Raw genomic sequence first — 17,212 nt, 5'->3', positions numbered from 1 at the left:
CACGGGCGCCTTCGCACACTGGACACAGCACGGCGTGACATGGCATGGCCCGACACGGCTAGGAGGACGGGGATGGCGGACGACATAGCGGCGGACGACGCCCGTAAACGGTCCGAGGAGGGCGAGGTCTGGGACGACCTCGTCCTGGACGAGGACTTCGTACGGGCCGCCGGGACCTCCGAGCCGTCCGCCCGGGCCCGGATGCTCGCCGCGCGGTGGCGCGCTGAGGAGCCGGAGCCCCAGCCCTGGCGGTCGGACGAGCCGCCGGCCGGCTGGTTCTTCAGCAAGGCGCGCCGACGCAGGTGGCGCCGCCGGTAGTGCCGGGTCGGGGCCGCTTTCGCACGGCTGTTTTATTCGGTGGCGTCCGACTCGCCCCCCGGGCACAGTGGTTGTACGCGCAGGGCGCGCGACGCAAGGCGCGCAGGGCCGCAAGGCGCGCGGCGCGGACGGCCGGAGGGGATCCGGCGTCACCAGACCGGGAGAGGAGTTCGGCGATGTCCATGCACGGCAATGCGTCGAGCTCCCTTCAGGGCAGCCGGCGGCGGGTTCCGGAGTAGTTACCCCTCCGACGAACCGCACCGCATACGGGGACTGCCCGGGGCGGCCGCTTCGAGCACGCGATGTCGCTCTCGCGTGGGCCGCCCACCCGGAGGATTGGCCGAGAGGCAAGGCACCGGCTTGCTAAGCCGTGGTCGGGGTGACCCCCGCGCACGTTCGATCCGTGCATCCTCCGCGAGACGTTGTCACTGGGATCGGGCGAGGTTCGGCGCAAGGGTTCTTGAGGGGGTGTTCCCTCCAACGCGCCGGAGACTGCGGGCTGGTTCGGTCCTGCGCGCCGGTGGGGGCCGGTCGCGCGGTTCCCCGCGCCCCTAGCTGCGCTGCTGATCGCTTGCGGTCATGTCTGCGGTTCCTCGTGTCCCCGCTGGCGTGGCTGGTCGCTTGCGGTCATGTTTGCGCAGTTGCCTGCACCTCTCCTTGCGTTGGTTGGTCGGGGTGGGTCAGGGGAGGAGGGGTTCCAGGGTGGTGGCGATGCCGTCGGCGTCGTTGGAGGCGGTGATGTCGTCCGCCACCGACTTCAGTTCCTCGTGGGCGTTGGCCATGGCCACGCCGTGGGCGGACCAGGCGAACATCGGGATGTCGTTGGGCATGTCGCCGAAGGCGATCGTGTCGGCGGCCTTGAGACCCAGACGGCGGGCGGCCAGCGAGAGGCCCGTGGCCTTGGAGAGGCCCAGGGGGAGCAGCTCCACGATGCCCGCCCCGGCCACGGCGACCGTGACGAAACCTCCCGCGGCTCTGCGGGCCGCCTCGGCCAGGGCGTCGTCCGAGAGCTCGGGATGCTGGATGAAGATCTTGTTCAGTGGGGCCGACCACAGCTCGGACGCGTCCGTCAGCGGGATCGACTGCAGGGCGCCCCTGAGCGCGTATCCCTGCCCCACCAGCACTTCCCCGTCCAGACCGCCCCGGCTGGCCGCCAGGTGCAGTGGACCGACCTCTGCCTCGATCTTGGCGAGCGCCACGCCTGCCAGCTGCCGGTCCAGGGTCACCGACGTCAGCAGACGGTGCTCGCCCGCGTGGTACACCTGCGCGCCCTGTCCGCAGACCGCGAGGCCGTCGTAGCCGAGGTCGTCGAGGATGTGCCGGGTCCACGGGACCGCGCGGCCGGTCACGACGATGTGCACGGCCCCCGCCGCGGTGGCCGCGGCGAGGACGTCACGGGTGCGCTGCGAGACCGTGTCGTCGGAGCGCAGGAGCGTCCCGTCGAGGTCGGTCGCGATCAGACGGTGGGGGAACTGTCCGGCGGCAGGCTCGGTGCTCACTTGGCGACCGGCTCCAGGACCTCCCGGCCGCCGAGGTACGGGCGCAGCACCTCGGGCACGTACACGGAGCCGTCGGCCTGCTGGTGGTTCTCCAGGATGGCGACGATCGTGCGCGGGACGGCGCACAACGTGCCGTTGAGCGTGGCCAGCGGGCGGATCTGCTTGCCTTCGCGGACACGGATCGACAGACGGCGGGACTGGAACTCGGTGCAGTCCGACGTCGAGGTCAGCTCGCGGTACTTGCCCTGCGTCGGGATCCAGGCCTCGCAGTCGAACTTGCGGGCGGCCGAGGAGCCGAGGTCGCCGGACGCGACGTCGATGACGCGGAACGGCAGCTCCAGCGCGGACAGCCACTGCTTCTCCCACGCGAGCAGCCGCTGGTGCTCGGCCTGCGAGTCCTCCGGCGTGACGTACGAGAACATCTCGACCTTGTCGAACTGGTGGACGCGGAAGATGCCCTTGGTGTCCTTGCCGTGCGAGCCGGCCTCGCGGCGGAAGCAGGGCGAGAAGCCCGCGTACCGCAGCGGCAGCCTGTCCGCGTCGATGATCTCGTCCATGTGGTACGCGGCGAGCGGGACCTCGGAGGTGCCGACCAGGTAGAGGTCGTCCTTGTCGAGGTGGTAGACGTCCTGGGCGGCCTGGCCGAGGAAGCCGGTGCCGGCCATCGACTGCGGGCGTACCAGCGCGGGGGTGAGCATCGGGGTGAACCCGGCCGCCGTGGCCTGCGCGATCGCCGCGTTCACCAGGGCCAGCTCCAGCAGGGCGCCGACGCCGGTGAGGAAGTAGAAGCGCGAGCCGGAGACCTTCGCGCCGCGCTCGACGTCGATCGCGCCGAGGATCTGGCCGAGCTCCAGGTGGTCCTTGGGCTCGAATCCCTCGGCGCCGAAGTCGCGGATCGTGCCGTGCGTCTCGAGGGTGACGAAGTCCTCCTCGCCGCCCACGGGCACGTCGGGGTGCACGAGGTTGCCGAGTCGCTGCAGGAGTTCCTGGGTCTCGGCGTCGGCGGCGTCGCGCTCGGCGTCGGCTGCCTTGACGTCGGCGGCGAGCTGGCTCGCCTTCTTCAGCAGCTCGGCCTTCTCGTCCGCGGAGGCCTTGGGGATGAGCTTGCCGAGCGACTTCTGCTCGTTGCGCAGCTCGTCGAAACGGACGCCGGACGACCTGCGCCGTTCATCGGCAGACAGGAGAGCGTCGACGAGCGCGACGTCCTCTCCACGGGCGCGCTGGGAGGCGCGCGCACGGTCGGGGTCCTCACGGAGCAGGCGAAGGTCAATCACGCGGTCAAGGCTACCCGTGCGGGGTCGGCGCTCACGACTCCCATTCCGGTCCCGTTCCGAACCGCCGTCCGGTGTTCCGAATCGCGCCTTACGTTCTGTTATGACGTAATTGCCGAGCGTGTCAATAAAGCGCGTCTCACTCCCTGGGACGGATTATGTGACGGGCGTCTCATTGACTCGATTTCCTTGCGGCGCACGGGATTTGAGGGCCGGGTTGTCCACAGGGCTCCGCACCTCGTGTGAGTTATCCACAGGGTGTGCGAAAGCTCTGTGGACATCGGAATGGATCATTCCGATGTCCGCCCGTTCCGGGTCGAATTCCTTGCCCGAACGCCACTCGTAGGCACTTTCGGGTGGAATTGGGTCGCCCCAAGGGATTGATCGAAGGAAACAGGTGGACGAAGGGTGATGTGCGGGTTGCGGGCCGCCTTGAGGTGACACAGGCCGATTTGTCGACTGTGTGGTGCTTCGTTGTCGACTTGTCCCCAGGTCGAGAAGCGAGCCTGTGGATAACTTCTGTGGATAACGAAGATATGCAGGTAGGACCGGCTGGAAGCGGCTAGAAGCGGCCGTCCTGGCAGCGCGCCACCCAGTCCGCCGCTGCCACGAACTCGCTGTCCGAGGTCCCCGGCAGCGGCACGGTGACGTCCGTCGGGCTCACTTCCGCACGCGGATACGAGCCCAGGAAGCGCACCTCGCGGCAGATCCGCTTCAGGCCCATGAGCGCCTCGGCCATCCGGCGGTCGGTGATGTGCCCCTCGGCGTCGATGCAGAAGCAGTAGTTGCCGATGCCGGCACCCGTCGGCCGGGACTGCAGCACCATGAGGTTGACGCCCCGGGTGGCGAACTCGCCCAGCAGGTCGCGCAGAGCGCCGGGATGGTCGTCCCGCTGCCACAGCACCACGGACGTCTTGTCCGAGCCGGTCGGCGCGGCAGGCCGGGCGGGCCGGCCCACCAGCACGAACCGGGTCTGCGCGTTCTCGGCGTCGTGGATCCCGCTCTCCAGGGCGGTGAGCCCGTACCGGGCGGCCGTGAACTCGCCCGCGAAAGCGGCGTCGTAACGGCCCTCCTGGACCAGCCGGGCGGCGTCCGCGTTCGAGGCGGCCGACTCCCAGACGGCGTCCGGCAGGTTCGCCTTCAGCCAGTTGCGCACCTGGGGCTGCGCCGCCGGGTGGGCGGAGACCGTCTTGATGTCCGACAGTTCCGTGCCGGGCCGGACGAGCAGCGCGAAGGTGATCGACAGGAGTACCTCGCGGTAGATCATCAACGGCGTACCCAAGACCAGCGCGTCCAGCGTGGCGGTGATCCCGCCCTCGACGGAGTTCTCGATGGGCACGAACGCGGCCTCGGCCTCGCCGGCGCGCACCGCGTCGAGCGCGGACTGCACCGACACGTAAGGGATCAGCTGCCGGGTGGCCGCCTCCGGAAGCGTGCGCAGGGCGACCTCCGTGAAGGTGCCCTCGGGGCCGAGATACGCATAGCTCGCTGGCATGACCTCACCCTAATGGCCCTTGCGTGTCCGGGCGCATGCGTCTCACCACTCCCCCTCGCAGGAATGAATCCGCGCGCGAAGGCGTAACCTCACGCTGCCGCCGATACAGGAGCGGCCGATGCAGAAGAAGCAGCAGCCCCAGCCGATACAGAAGCAGCAGCCGCCGCCGATGCAGCAGCTGATGCCGCCGCCGCTGTCCGTCGCGTCGCGGTCCCCGCTCGTCGTGCCGGGTCCGGACCGTCCGTCTCACGCCTCCAGCAGTCGCTGTCCCACGTACTCGCCCTTCGCCGCTCCGCCCGGCACCGCGAACAGTCCGCTCGACTCGTGGCGGAGGTACTGCGACAGGGCGTCCCCGCGGTCCAGCTTGCGCTGCACGGTCACGAAGCCGCGCAGCGGGTCCGCCTGCCAGCAGACGAACAACAGGCCTGCGTCCGGAGTGCCGTCCGGGTCGATGCCGTCGTGGTAGGAGAAGGGGCGTCGCAGCATCGCCGCGCCGCCGTTCTGGTCGGGGCGGGTGATGCGGGCGTGTGCGTTGATCGGGACGACCAGATCGCCGTTCGCGTCCGTCTTCTCCAGGTCCATCTCGGTCGTCTCGGTGCCCCCCGACAGAGGTGCCCCGTCCGCCTTCCGCCGCCCGATGACCTGCTCCTGCGCCTTCAGCGACAGCTTCTCCCAGTCGTCGAGGAGCATCCGGATCCGGCGGACGACGGCGTAGGAGCCGTTCGCCATCCACGCCGGGTCCTTCGCGCTGTCCGCCGGGACGAAGATGCGCTGGTCGAAGTCGGCTTCGGCCGGCTTGGGGTTGCGGGTCCCGTCCATCTGACCCATCAGGTTGCGGGCCGTCATGGGGTGGGCGGTCGCACCCGGCGTGCGGTTGAAGCCGTTCATCTGCCAGCGGACCTTCGCCGCGCTGCCCGCGTCCTTTTGGATCGCCCGGAGGGCGTGGAAGGCGACCAGGGCGTCGTCCGCGCCGATCTGCACCCAGAGGTCGCCGTTGCTGAGGGCGGCGTCGAGATGGTCGGAGGAGAAGGCGGGCAGGGGGTCGAGAGCGACCGGGCGCTGCTTCTCCAAGCCGGTGCGAGTGAAGAAGCTGTTGCCGAAACCGAAGGTGACCGTCAGCGAGGACGGTCCGGCGTCCCGGGCGACATCCGTGTCGTCGTGCGCGGCCGCCTCGCCCGCCATCAGCCGTCGGGCCGTCTCCGACCAGCGGCGCAGCAGAGCGGCGGCCTCCTTGCGCCCCGCGCCGGCCGCGAGGTCGAAGGCAATGAGGTGGCCGCGGGCCTGGAGGCCCTGGGTGATGCCGGGCTGATGTTTCACGTGGAACATCGCCTGCCCGGCCCCGACCGAGGACAGAGGGGTCGCCTCTGCGGGTGCCGCCGCGTATCCCGCGGCCGTGCCTGCCGCGCCGAGGACGAGTCCGGAGGCGCCAGCCGCGCCGAGCAGTCGGCGTCGCGTCAGGTCCTTGGCGGGGGTCTCCGTCGAGGCGGGCCGCTGGGTGCTCCCGTCGGCCGGGGCGGCGGCGGTGGCGGTGGAGGCGGGGGTTTCGGGGGCACGGGATCCGGTGGAACGGGTCACGGGGGTGGGCGCCTCGGGGAGGGACTGGTCGGGCATGTGAGGGTCAGCCGATCTGCGCGTTCTTGGATACGGTCACCTGGTCGATGTCGGAGGTCCGCACGGTCACGGCGATCTTCCATTCGCCGGCCATGGGGATCTGTACGCCGTTCGCCGACCAGTGGCCGGTGGTGATGTGGTCGGGGGCGACGGGCAGCGGCCCGATGCTCTTGGACTCGAGGGTGAAGGCGACCTTCACCTCGGGCACGTCGAAGGCACGGCCGTTGGGCCGCGTCACGTACACGTGCATCTCGTTGGCGCCGGTGCGTGCGGGATCGAGGTCCACGCTCACCACGCCCTTGCCGTCGGCGCCGCCGGTGTCGAACGACATGTCCAGGGTGAGGGCGCCCGAGGCGGAGTCTGCCTTGGAGGCCGAGGACGAGGAGGATCGGGTGGCCTTGGCGGCGTCCTGCTCCGTACGGCCGGGCTCGGTCGATGTCAGGACGGTGGTGACGGCGAGCAGGACGACGGCGACGGCGGTCTCGGCGAGCACCGAGCGGCGCAGGCCGAACCTCTCGCCGTCAGCGTCCCGCAGCCGCTTCTGCCGTGCGGCGTCGACGGCTGCCTGCTGCCGGGCGAGCTGTGCGACCCGCTCGCCGCCTTCGGAGCGGTCGGTCCCGGTGCCCTCGGCACCGTTCTTGTCCTTGGCCTCGGAGCCGTCGGAGCCCTTGGAGTCCTCGGAACCTTCGGAGCCCTCGGAACCTTCGGAGCCCTCGGCGCCCTTGGAGTCCTCGGAGCCTCCGGAGCCCCCGGAGCCCTTGGCGGGCGCGGGGCTCTCGGCGTTCCGGGATTTGCCCGAGGCCGCCCCGGCGGCGTCGCCGGTTCCGGCAGCCGCCGCTGGGACACGCTCCTTCTCGCGTGAGGACTCTTCGGATGCGGACGCCCCGGCGGCCGATGGCCCGGCGGGCGACGTTCCGGATGCGGACTCGCGGGCCGCGGTCCCGGCCGTGGTCGGAACCGCTAGCCGCGCCGTCCACCCACGGGAGATGCAGGCGATGCCGACGAGCAGCGCCACGAGCCCGATCTTGACGAGCAGCAGCTGCCCGTAACGGGTGTCGGTGAAGGCGGACCAGGAGCCGAGCTGACGCCAGGACTGGTAGATGCCGGTGGCGACCACGGCGAGGACGCTGCCGAAGGCGACCTGGGAGAACCGCCGGACGGCCGTGGCGTCGACGGGACGGTCGGCAGGCGCGCGGTACAGCGCGACGAGCAGTGCGGCGAGCCCCCCGAGCCAGGTCGCGACCGCCAGCAGGTGCAGCACGTCCACCGGCATGGCGATGCCCGGCTGTAGTCCGGTCGACGCGTGCTCGGACATGGCCCAGCTCGCCGCGAGCCCGGCTGCCACGACGGTTCCGCCGACGGCCAGCCCGAAGGTCAGGTCCCGCTTCTCCTCGGCCTCCCGCTTGTCGTAGGCGCCGAAGAGCACGGCGATGAACAGGGCGGCCGCGGCTAGCAGCAGCAGCCGGGAGACCAGGGCCGCGCCGGTCTTGGTCTGCAGGGCTTCGCCCAGGAGGTCGAGGTCGAAGACGTCCCCGAGCGTGCCTGAGCGGGTGTAGGAGCCGCGCAGGAGCAGCAGGAACAGGGTGGCCGCGGTCATCGCGAGCCAGCCGGAGACGACGAGCCGCTGCAGGGACCGCACTCCGGTGCCGCGCTGCCAGCAGGCCAGCACGAAGGCGCCGCCGCCGACCATCACGATGAACCCGGCGTACGACACGTACCGGCCGAAGCCGTACAGCTGGCCGACGACTCCGCCGCCGGCCTTCTGGTCGGAGACCGAGACGCTGGTCGCGGAGGGGGCGCCGATCGAGAAGGTGTAGGCGCCGGCGACGGGGTGGCTGTCGGCGGAGACCACCTGGTAGGTCACGGTGTACGTGCCGTCGGGCAGCCCCGAGTGCAGTTGGACGGCGTAGGTGGTGCCGCTGACCTCGGAGGGTTTGCCGTCGTCGACCCTGGCGCCCTTGGGGTCGAGGACGCGCAACGAGTCGTCGTTCGTCGAGACGGTCTCGGAGAAGGTCAGCGTCACCTGCGTGGGAGCCTTGTCGACCACCACCCCCTGCGCGGGGTCGCTGCCGGTCAGCGCGGCGTGCGCGGAGGCGGGTCCGGCGCCGGCGAGGAGCGCGCCGGTGACCGCCAGGAACAGCAGCACGAGCATCCGGACGCGGGGGGCGATGGTCTGCGTCAAGGTGGTCCCTCCCTCAGTGGCCGGTCGTCGGGTCGTACGTGGCGGACTTCACCGGGATCTCGACCTCGAGCGGGTCGGAAGCGGCGAAGTGCAGTTCGACGGTCACTGTGCCGCCCTGTACCGGCTTGCTCTTCAGGTTCTCGAACATCAGGTGGTTTCCGCCGCTCTTGAACACGAGTTGACCGTGGGCGGGGATGTCGAAGGCGGTGACCTCCTCCATCGACGACCCGACGGTCTTGTGGAGGGTGACGCTGCCTGCCGCGGTGCTGGTGACGGACGTCAACTCGTCCTGTGCGCCACCCTTGTTGACGATGGTCAGGAAACCGGCGGCCATGGTGGCGGAGACGGGCTGCGGAATGTAGGCGGCACGGACGGACAACTCCGCCCGGCCGTTTCCGTTTCCGTTCCCGTCCCCGTCCGATCCGCATCCCGCCAGCAGCAGCGTCCCGGTGACGACCGCGGAGGACGCGGCCAGCAACCGCGCCCGCCCCGCCCGACCGGACCTTGCCGTACTCACGGGTTCTCACCCTTGATGATCTTGGGCAGGTCCTTGATGTAGTCGTCGACCTTGGCGCTCTCGCCGTACAGGAGGTACCCGCCGTTCGTCTTCGGGGAGAAGGCGACGACCTGGGTGCCGTGGGTCGAGACGATCTTGCCGTTCTTGTCCTTGTGCGGCGCCTCGACGGAGATGCCGAGCGAGCGGGCGGCGGTCTGGATCGTCGCGAACTTCCCGGTCAGGCCGACGACCTGGGGGTCGATGCCCTTGAGCCATGCGCCGAGCGCGGCGGGGGTGTCGCGGTCCGGGTCCGTGGTGACGAACACGACGCGCAGGTCGTCCTGCTCCGCCTTGGGCAGCTGTTTCTTGGCGACGGCGATGTTGCTCATCGTCAGCGGGCAGACGTCCGGGCAGTTGGTGTAGCCGAAGTAGACGAGAGTCGGGTGGCCGTCCGTCTCCTTGCGGAGGTCGTACGAGGCGCCCCGGGTGTCGGTGAGGATCAGGGCGGGCTTGGTGAAGGGCTGGTCGAGCACGGTCGCGGCCTGCCGCTTGCCCTCCTGGGAGACGACCGCCACGGGGCTCGTGCTGTCGTCGGTTCCGCAGGCGGAGAGGGTGAGGGTGGCGGCGGCGAACAGCGCGGCCACGGCGAACGTTTTCTTGCGCATAGAGGAATGTCCCAGATGTGTGAAATCGGGCGGGCGCCGGGTGTACGGCGGTGCCCCCGGGTGTACGGCGGTGCCCCGGGCGTACGGCGAGAACGCCGGGCGTACGGCGAGAACGCCGGGCGTACGGCGAGAGCGCGCCGGACGAACCGTGCGCGCGCCCGGTGGCACGCCGTCGAGGAGCCGGCGCGGGCGGTGGCGGCTGCCCGCGCCGGCCGGGGGCTCAGGCCTCGGTGGTGGTCCGACGGCGACCGGCGAGCACGCCGTACGCCACACCGGCGGCGCCGACGACGATGCCGACCACGCCGAGTACGCGGGCGGTGGTGTCGCTGCCGTTCCCGTCGGAGGCGGCCTCGGTCGTCTTGGCGGCGGCCTTGGCGTCGTCGGGCTTCCCGGCGTCGTCGGAAGCGGCCGTGCCGTGGTGGCCGTCCTCGGAGGCGGCGGTCAGGGCGAGCACCGGGGCCGGGTTCTCCGGCTCCTCGGCGCCGGCCGCAGGCACCTCGATCCAGCGCACGACCTCCTTGTTGGAGTACGTCTGGATCGCCTTGAAGACCAGTTCGTCGGTGTCCTCGGGCAGCGCGCCCACGGAGACGGGGAACTTCTGGAAGAAGCCCGGCTTGACGCCGTCGCCGGTGGCGGTCCAGGTGATCTTGGAGACCGCCTCGGAGATCTGCTTGCCGTGCAGCTCGATGGGCTTGGCGAGCTTGGCCTTGGTGACCACGATGTTCCAGCCGTTGATCGGCTCCGGCATCGCGGAGGCCAGCGGGTGATCGGTCGGGAAGGCGACCTCGAGCTTGGTGGTCGAGGCGTTGTCCCGCTCGTTGGGGACCTTGAAGTCGACGACCGCGTAGCCGCCCTTCGCGGCCGAGCCCTCGGCGGCGACGCTGACGTGCGCGAAGGCGGGCGAGGACAGGACGAGCACGGCGCAGCCGGCGGCGGCGGCAGCGGCGGCGACGCGGCAGGCCGTACGGGAAGCAGTGCGGGAAGCGGTACGTGAGGCCTTCATGACAGCGAGCACTCCACTCTGAGTGAGTCCGAGGTGAGGGTGAGGGTGAGGCGTGGGCACGCAGGTGCGCACGCGCGGCTGCCGCACGACGGCGGCCACCCCCACGGTGTGGAGTGCGGGTCGCGTCGCGTCAGGCAGCGAGGCCGAGTACGGATACGTCCGGCGGGCCTCGTCTGATCACCGAGTGCTGGAGTGCGACGGTCCGGGGTGAGTCGGGCGTGAGGAGCGCGGTGCGCGGGACGCGCACTTCGGTGCCCGGCGTGGTGGGCAGCCCCGCGAGCAGGGCGCGCACCAGCGCGAGCGCTCCGCGCAGGGACCGTACGAGCGCCCCCTCGGCGACGCCGTGCGCGGACAGGGCGAGCAGCCGCACCAGGGCCGTGTCGCCGCGACGCAGCAGCCACCCGGCGGCGACGGCCGCGAGGACGTGGCCGAGCAGCATGGGCAGGGACGGCAGCAGCGACAGCGTCGAGCCGGCGGAGGTGAGAGCGTCCCCGGCATGCTGCATCGAGCCCGTCCCGCCCATCCCGCCCGTCCCGCTCATGCCGTTCGTCCCGTGCATGGCGTTCATCCCGCTCATCCCGCCCATGGCGGTGCCGCCGCTCCCCGTGCCGCCGACCGTGCCGTCGCCGGGGGAGTAGAGCCGCGCGTCGACGAGCATCTTCAGGGCCTGAGCCGGACTGATCGGCGCTGCCGTGGCGCCGCACACCAGTCGGGCCGCCCGTTCGACGAGCGAGGCGTCGGACGCGGACAGCGCGGCGGAGGTGGAGGCAGAAGCGGAAGAAACTGAGGAAACAGCGCCCGAAACAGACGTTGAAGCGGCGGCGGAGACGGAGGCGGTGTGCTGCCCGATCCCGAACACGGTGTGCAGCACGGTCTGTCCGACCGCGAGCAGGGCGACGATGCCCGGCAGCGAGCGAGAGCGTCCCGCGAGCGGCGCCACCACCGCGAGCGCGGCCAGGAAGCCCGCGCCCAGGGTCCACAGCGGAACGGCGGCGCAGGAGGCCATCGTGTGCCCGGCGGCGGCCAGCACGACGCAGACCGCGGCGAACACCGCGGCCCGCAGCAGCCGGAGATCGCGACCGGAGCGCTCGCTGGAGGGGGCAGTCATGGCGGGCTCATCATCGCACTGGCCCGACCGCCGCCCCACGGCAGGTCCACCGGGCCCCCGCGATACGGAAGATCATCTTCTGTGATGAGTGGTACGACTGATGCCGCTGCGTCCCACATACACCGATTCCTTGCCTGCGGGCATCCCCCATATGGGCGGCATCACGCGGAATTCACGCTTACATACGGCTGCGGGCGGCAATACGTATCGGTATGTCGAGCCGCAGCCAGGAGGCTGGAGCATGAGCATCTGGTGGTCACTCCATCTGCGGCGCGAAGCCGCGAGCGTGCCGCTCGCCCGCCGCCTGCTGCTCGGCACGATGGAGACGGCGGGCGTCGATCCCGACGTCAGCTACGACCTCTCCGTCGCCCTGAGCGAGGCCTGCGCCAACGCTGTCGAGCATGGTGGGGACACCGCGATCGACGGTTGTTCCGAGGCGTACCGGGTGACGGCCTACCTCGACGGCGAGACGTGCCGCATCGAGGTCGCCGACTCGGGCCCGGGGTTCGCCGGGGAGCGCCCCGCTCCCGCGCCGGTGCGCACGAACGCCGACGCCGAGCAGGGCCGGGGCCTGTTCCTCATCCAGGAACTCGCCGACCACGTCCACATCGGCAACAAGCCGGGGCGGGGCGGCGCGGTCGTGAGCTTCGACAAAATCCTGAAGTGGCGCAAGGACGCCCCGCTGATGGCCGTGTGACCCGACAGCGTGCGTGTGCGCGGGCGACGTCCGCCCTCCGCCTTCGGACCGTCAGACCCGCCCGGCGGAGCACGATTTCAGGTTTGCCGGCACTCACAGGTTCCTCTCAGCGGACATTCAGCCCGCTGACGGCCGGCGTTCCTACTTTCATGTCCATGACGGGACTTCACCAGGACACCTCCATCACCCGGCGGCGCGCACTCGCGGTGACCGGCGGCACGGTCGCGGCCGCCGGACTCGCCACCGCCGGCTGCCAGGCAGCCTTCGCCGACACGGGCACGACCGCCGGCACGACTACCGGGGCGAGCACGTCGGCCTCCGCCGGTTCGACGGACAGCACCTGCATGACCCTGATGACGAGCGTGACGGAGGGGCCGTACTACCTGGACGGCGCCCTGGTGCGCAAGGACATCGCCGAAGGCAAGAGCGGAGTGCCGCTGAGCCTGCGGCTCACCGTCGTCGACGCCACCGACGGCTGCACCCCGGTCGCGGGCGCGGCCGTCGAGATCTGGCACTGCGACGCCTGGGGCTACTACTCCGGCTACACCACCGCCAACCCCGGCGGTTCGGCGCCGGCGGAGAGCGAGGACGGCTCCACCGCGAACGACGGCACCTATCTGCGCGGCTATCAGATCGCCAACGCCAACGGGGTCGTCAAGTTCGAGACGATCTTCCCCGGCTGGTACACGCCTCGGACCTGCCGCATCCACCTCAAGGTGCACACCGGCGGCCAGAAGGAGGACGGCACCTACGAAGGAGGCAAGGTCAACCACACCGGCCAGCTGTTCTTCCCCGACGACGTCGCCGAGGAGATCTTCACCCTGGAGCCCTACGCCAAGCACACCGGCAGCTACACCGTGCTCGCCGACGACATGGTCTACGACGGCGGCGGCGCGTCCAGCGGGCTGCTGACGCTGAAGGCCGTCCACAAGGCCGACCCGTCCAAGGGCTACAAGGGGTTCCTCACCCTGGGCGTCGACCCCGACGCCGAGAACACCGGCGCGGGTGGTGGTGGCGGTGAAGGCGGCGGCGCGGGCGGCACGCCCCCGAGCGGCGCCCCCACGGGAGCCCCGCCGAGCGACGCCCCGACGTCGTCCGCGTCCTCGACGTCCTCGACGTCCTCGACGTCCTCGTGAGGACGGGGCATGCCCAGCCGTGAGGACGAGGTGCTCGCGCAGGCCGCGGTGGCCGCGCTGACGGGCCAGCTGGCGCTGGCCCCCAAACCGGGCCTGCCCGATCCCCGCGACCTGGCCGCCCGGGTCACCCGCAGGGACCACCGCGGGCTGCGCTGGTCGGCCAAGGCGCTCGCACCCGGACTCGCGGCGATGGCCGCGGCCGCCCGCCGCACCGGCGAGCCCACGCCCCGGCTCCGCGCGGAGCTGGGCGCGATCGGACGGTGCACCGAGCACTCGGTGGGCCTCGCCGGCGGCGGGCACCGGGGCGCCCTGTGGACGCTCGGTCTGCTGGTGGCGGCGGCCGCCCTCGATCCCCGGGCGCGGGGCGTAGAGGTCGCCGCGACCGCCAAGCGGATCGCCGCGCACCCCGACCGTGCGGCCCCGCGGCGGCCCTCGCGGGGCGCGACGGTCTCGGCGAGGTACGGCGCGGCCGGCGCCCGCGGTGAGGCCCGCGCCGGGTTCCCGCACGTGCGTAGGGCGTTGGACGCGCTGGCGCGGGCGCGCACCGCCGGCGCAGGCGAGGCCGAGGCCCGCCTCGACGCCCTGCTCACCGTGATGTCGACCCTCCAGGACACCGAACTCCTGCACACCGCCGGGCCCTTGGGGCTGCGGCACGTCCAGGCCGGCGCCCGCGCGGTCCTCGAAGCCGGCGGGACGTCGACGGAAGCGGGCGCGAAGGCCCTGGTCGCCTTCGACACCGACCTCCACGCGCGCGCGTGGAGCCCCCGCGGCAGCGCGGGCCTCCTGTCGGGCGCCCTCTTCGTCGACACCCTCCCGGCCGCCGCAGCGACGGGAGCCGGGTGAGGGGGCGCGGCGCGTCCTCCCCACCCGGCCACCGCGTCACGCCGCGTCAACCGCTCACCCCGGGAACCGCGTCACCCCGTCGCCGTCGCCGGCGCCGGTGCCGTCGCCGTCGTAGCCGTCTCTGTAGCCGCCGCGGCAGTCGGCGTCGCCGCAGCCCGGGCCGCCTCCGCGTCCCGTCCGGCCGCCGCCCTTCGCGCCGCCGGGCCCATGGCGTAGGACGCCGCCACCATCGCCGCGCCCAGCAGCAGCCAGCCCGGCGTGCCCCACTCGACCAGCAGCCAGGTCAGAACCAGCGGGCCGAGGGTGCGGGCCACGGTGACGCCGGTGCCGAACAGGCCCTGGTACTCGCCGACCCGGTCGGCCGGGGCGAGGTCGAAGGAAAGCTGCCAGGAACCCGCGGACTGACCCATCTCCGCCGCCACCTGCAGCACCGACCCCAGCACCAGGATGCCCGCCGCCACCCACGGGGACGCCCCCGCTGACAGGGCGAACACCGCGCAGGAGGCGCACATCACCCAGCCCGCGCGGCGCACCGCGCGCGTGGCGCTCTCCAGCCCGGTCACCCCGCGTGCCGCCCGTACCTGGAACATCGTCACCGCGGCCGTGTTGAGCACGAACAGCGCGGAGACCAGCCAGGCAGGCGCCCCGGTCCGCTCGGTGATCCACAGCGGCAGTACGAGGCTCAGCAGCGGCATCCGTAGCAACAGCACGGTGTTGAGAAGCGCCACCAGCGCATAGGGGCGGTCCCGCAGCACACCCGGGCCGCTCCCGCGCGGACGGATCACCCGGGGTGCCCGGATCGGTCGGATCGGTCGGATCGCCCGGTTCGGCCGGGGCGCCACCCGGGGCAGTGACGCGAGCAGCAGCGCGCACACCAGGAAGCTCACCGCGTCGACGGCGAACACGCCGAGGTACGCCGCGCGCGTGCCGGCGTGCAGCGCCAGCCCGCCGAGCCCGGCGCCCACGGCCAGCCCCGCGTTCAGCGTCGCCTGGAGGCGCGCCAGCAGCCCCGTCCGCTCCCCGGCCGGCACCAGCCCGGCCAGGAGCGCCTGCCGGGCGGCCGCGAGCCCCGACTGGGCGGCCGCGTAACCGCACGCCACGAGGACGAACGGCACGAACCCGCGCACGAGGGCGAACGACGCCACCGCGAGCCCGGTCGCCAGGGCCAGCAGCACAGCCGTCCCCCTCGCCCCATGCCGGTCGGCAAGTCGGCCCAGGGGCACCCCGGCCAGCGAGCCGACCGCCCACCCGAGGGTGAGACCGAGCCCCACGCGCGCGGGGGCGAGACCGATCATCTGCGTGAAGTACAGGGCCGACGTCGTGTAGTACGCCCCGTCCCCGACCGAGTTGCTCAGCTGGGCGAGCGCGAGCAGTCGCCGGGGGCTTGTCCGCTGGTTGCGAGTCTTCGGCATACCCATGACGCTAGGACCCGGGTGGGCCGCTCGACAGCACCAATCAGGGTCCGGAGTATTGGTCCAGTCGAAGTGGTCCGGTCACTCGCCGTCCAGCACCTTCGCCAGCACGTCCAGCGCCTGCGGATAGAGCCGCTCGCGGGGGGTGCCGTACCCGACGACCAGCCCTTGCGCGGATCCGGCGCCGAGTGTGTGCCAGTGATCGCCGAGGCGACCCACCGCCAGCCCTTCGGCCTCCGCCCGCGCGATCGTCGCCGCCTCGTCGCCGACGTCCACCAGAGCGTGCAGTCCGGCCGCGATCCCGCGTACGCCCCGGCGCTTTCCCAGCCGGTCCAGCAGCAGGTCCCGGCGGCGCCGGTAGCGCAGTCGGCACGCGCGTACGTGCCGGTCGTAGGCGTGGCCGTCGATCAGCTCGGTGAGCGCCAGCTGGCCGATCGACTCGGTGTGGTGGTCGCTGTGCAGCTTGGCGTCCGCGACCGGGTCGACCAGGTGCGGGGGCAGTACCATCCAGCCGAGCCGTAGCGCGGGCCCGAGGGTCTTGGAGGCGGTGCCCAGATAGGCGACCTGTCCCGGCGCCATGCCCTGGAGCGCGCCCACCGGCTGCCGGTCGTAGCGGAACTCCCCGTCGTAGTCGTCCTCGATGATCAGCGCGTCACGCGCGCGTGCCCACTCGGTCAGGGCGCGCCGCCGTCCCGGGGCCAGCGTCACGCCCGTGGGGTACTGGTGGGCGGGTGTGACGACCACGGCCCGCGCGTCGCCCAGGTCGGTGACGCGCACCCCCTGCTCGTCGACCGGCGCCGGCGTCACGGTCCCGCCGTTGCGCGTGACGACCTCGCGGTGGAAGGGCAGCCCCGGGTCCTCCATCGCGACCCGGTCGCCGTCCAGCACGCGCGTGAGGAGCGCGAGGCCCTGAACGTATCCGGACGTGATGACGATTCGCTCGGGCGGCGCGATGACGCCGCGCGCCCGTCCCAGGTACTCCGAAAGCGCGGTGCGCAGCTCGATACGGCCGCGCGGGTCGCCGTAGTCGTACGCGAGTGAGGGCGCCGTCGCGATGGCGCGGCGCAGTGCGCGCAGCCAGGCCGCCGCCGGGAACGTCCCGACGTCGGGGCTGCCGGGACGCAGGTCGAACCGCGGCTCACGCGCGTGCGTGGCGGCGTCCAGGGGGTCGGCCGCGGCGGACGGGAGGGCGGCGACCCGGGTGCCCGAGCCCTGCCGCGCCGTCAGATAGCCCTCGGCGACGAGCTGGTCGTAGGCGGCCTTCACGGTGTTTCGGGAGATGCCGGTCTCGGCCGCGAGCCGCCGGGTGGCCGGCAGCCGGCTCCCGGGTGTCAGCCGCCCCTCCCGCACGGCGTCCCGCAGCGCCCGCTCCAGCCCGCTTCGCCGCCCCTCGCCGCTGTCGGGCTCGAGATGCAGATCGACGCCGACCCCGGACCAGAAATCGTTCACCAAGTCCCCCTCCGGACCCTGAACCCG

15 protein-coding genes and 1 tRNA gene are annotated in these 17,212 nt (G+C 72.1%); 5 read left to right on the top strand and 11 right to left on the bottom strand.

What is annotated here, in order from left to right; genetic code table 11:
- Positions 1–72: 72 nt before the first annotated feature.
- A complete protein-coding gene (locus tag QA802_RS20795) occupies positions 73–318 on the top strand; it encodes an SGM_3592 family protein (RefSeq protein WP_319165738.1) in 246 nt (81 codons plus the stop codon).
- 330 nt (positions 319–648) lie between these two features.
- Positions 649–733, top strand: a tRNA-Ser gene (locus tag QA802_RS20790).
- A gap of 265 nt (positions 734–998) precedes the next feature.
- Here QA802_RS20790 and QA802_RS20785 read toward each other — a convergent pair.
- The 9 genes from QA802_RS20785 to QA802_RS20745 form a co-directional block, all read right to left on the bottom strand.
- A complete protein-coding gene (locus QA802_RS20785) occupies positions 999–1,817 on the bottom strand; it encodes an HAD family hydrolase (RefSeq protein WP_334524863.1) in 819 nt (272 codons plus the stop codon).
- Positions 1,814–3,091, bottom strand: coding sequence for a serine--tRNA ligase (gene serS, locus QA802_RS20780; protein ID WP_334524860.1), 1,278 nt, complete (start codon positions 3,089–3,091; stop codon positions 1,814–1,816). The genes QA802_RS20785 and serS overlap by 4 nt, the downstream gene beginning before the upstream one ends.
- A gap of 559 nt (positions 3,092–3,650) precedes the next feature.
- Complete coding sequence (pheA, locus tag QA802_RS20775) at positions 3,651–4,583, bottom strand: prephenate dehydratase (protein ID WP_334524858.1); 933 nt, start codon at positions 4,581–4,583, stop codon at positions 3,651–3,653.
- Positions 4,584–4,829: 246 nt separating this feature from the next.
- Positions 4,830–6,194 (bottom strand): iron uptake transporter deferrochelatase/peroxidase subunit, encoded by a 1,365-nt coding sequence (gene efeB / locus QA802_RS20770; RefSeq protein ID WP_334524855.1) that lies wholly within the window; start codon positions 6,192–6,194, stop codon positions 4,830–4,832.
- A 7-nt stretch (positions 6,195–6,201) separates the two neighbouring features.
- Positions 6,202–8,376: a copper resistance CopC/CopD family protein gene (locus QA802_RS20765; protein WP_334524852.1), complete on the bottom strand. Its 2,175-nt coding sequence runs from the start codon at positions 8,374–8,376 to the stop codon at positions 6,202–6,204.
- Positions 8,377–8,389: 13 nt separating this feature from the next.
- Positions 8,390–8,893, bottom strand: coding sequence for a copper chaperone PCu(A)C (locus tag QA802_RS20760; protein ID WP_334524849.1), 504 nt, complete (start codon positions 8,891–8,893; stop codon positions 8,390–8,392).
- A complete protein-coding gene (locus QA802_RS20755; protein ID WP_334524846.1) occupies positions 8,890–9,537 on the bottom strand; it encodes an SCO family protein in 648 nt (215 codons plus the stop codon). The genes QA802_RS20760 and QA802_RS20755 overlap by 4 nt, the downstream gene beginning before the upstream one ends.
- A gap of 220 nt (positions 9,538–9,757) precedes the next feature.
- Complete coding sequence (locus QA802_RS20750; protein WP_334524843.1) at positions 9,758–10,540, bottom strand: YcnI family copper-binding membrane protein; 783 nt, start codon at positions 10,538–10,540, stop codon at positions 9,758–9,760.
- A 130-nt stretch (positions 10,541–10,670) separates the two neighbouring features.
- Complete coding sequence (locus tag QA802_RS20745; protein ID WP_334524840.1) at positions 10,671–11,648, bottom strand: hypothetical protein; 978 nt, start codon at positions 11,646–11,648, stop codon at positions 10,671–10,673.
- 241 nt (positions 11,649–11,889) lie between these two features.
- On the opposite strand from QA802_RS20745, the gene QA802_RS20740 reads away from it, so the two are divergent.
- From QA802_RS20740 to QA802_RS20730, 3 genes are all read left to right on the top strand, one after another.
- Positions 11,890–12,345, top strand: coding sequence for an ATP-binding protein (locus tag QA802_RS20740; RefSeq protein ID WP_319165728.1), 456 nt, complete (start codon positions 11,890–11,892; stop codon positions 12,343–12,345).
- A gap of 155 nt (positions 12,346–12,500) precedes the next feature.
- A complete protein-coding gene (locus QA802_RS20735; RefSeq protein ID WP_334524831.1) occupies positions 12,501–13,481 on the top strand; it encodes an intradiol ring-cleavage dioxygenase in 981 nt (326 codons plus the stop codon).
- A gap of 9 nt (positions 13,482–13,490) precedes the next feature.
- Complete coding sequence (locus tag QA802_RS20730; RefSeq protein WP_334524828.1) at positions 13,491–14,324, top strand: triphosphoribosyl-dephospho-CoA synthase; 834 nt, start codon at positions 13,491–13,493, stop codon at positions 14,322–14,324.
- 71 nt (positions 14,325–14,395) lie between these two features.
- Here the strand turns inward: QA802_RS20730 and QA802_RS20725 are convergent, their stop codons facing one another.
- Both QA802_RS20725 and pdxR read right to left on the bottom strand, forming a co-directional pair.
- The gene (locus QA802_RS20725) at positions 14,396–15,736 is read right to left on the bottom strand and encodes an MFS transporter (RefSeq protein ID WP_334524826.1); all 1,341 of its coding nucleotides are present in this window, start codon (positions 15,734–15,736) and stop codon (positions 14,396–14,398) included.
- Between the two features lie 81 nt (positions 15,737–15,817).
- The gene (gene pdxR / locus QA802_RS20720) at positions 15,818–17,185 is read right to left on the bottom strand and encodes a MocR-like pyridoxine biosynthesis transcription factor PdxR (RefSeq protein ID WP_334524823.1); all 1,368 of its coding nucleotides are present in this window, start codon (positions 17,183–17,185) and stop codon (positions 15,818–15,820) included.
- Between the last annotated feature and the right edge of the window lie 27 nt (positions 17,186–17,212).

Source organism: Streptomyces sp. B21-105 (assembly GCF_036898465.1).
GTDB lineage: Bacteria > Actinomycetota > Actinomycetes > Streptomycetales > Streptomycetaceae > Streptomyces.
This window is presented reverse-complemented; position numbering and strand designations above follow the sequence as displayed.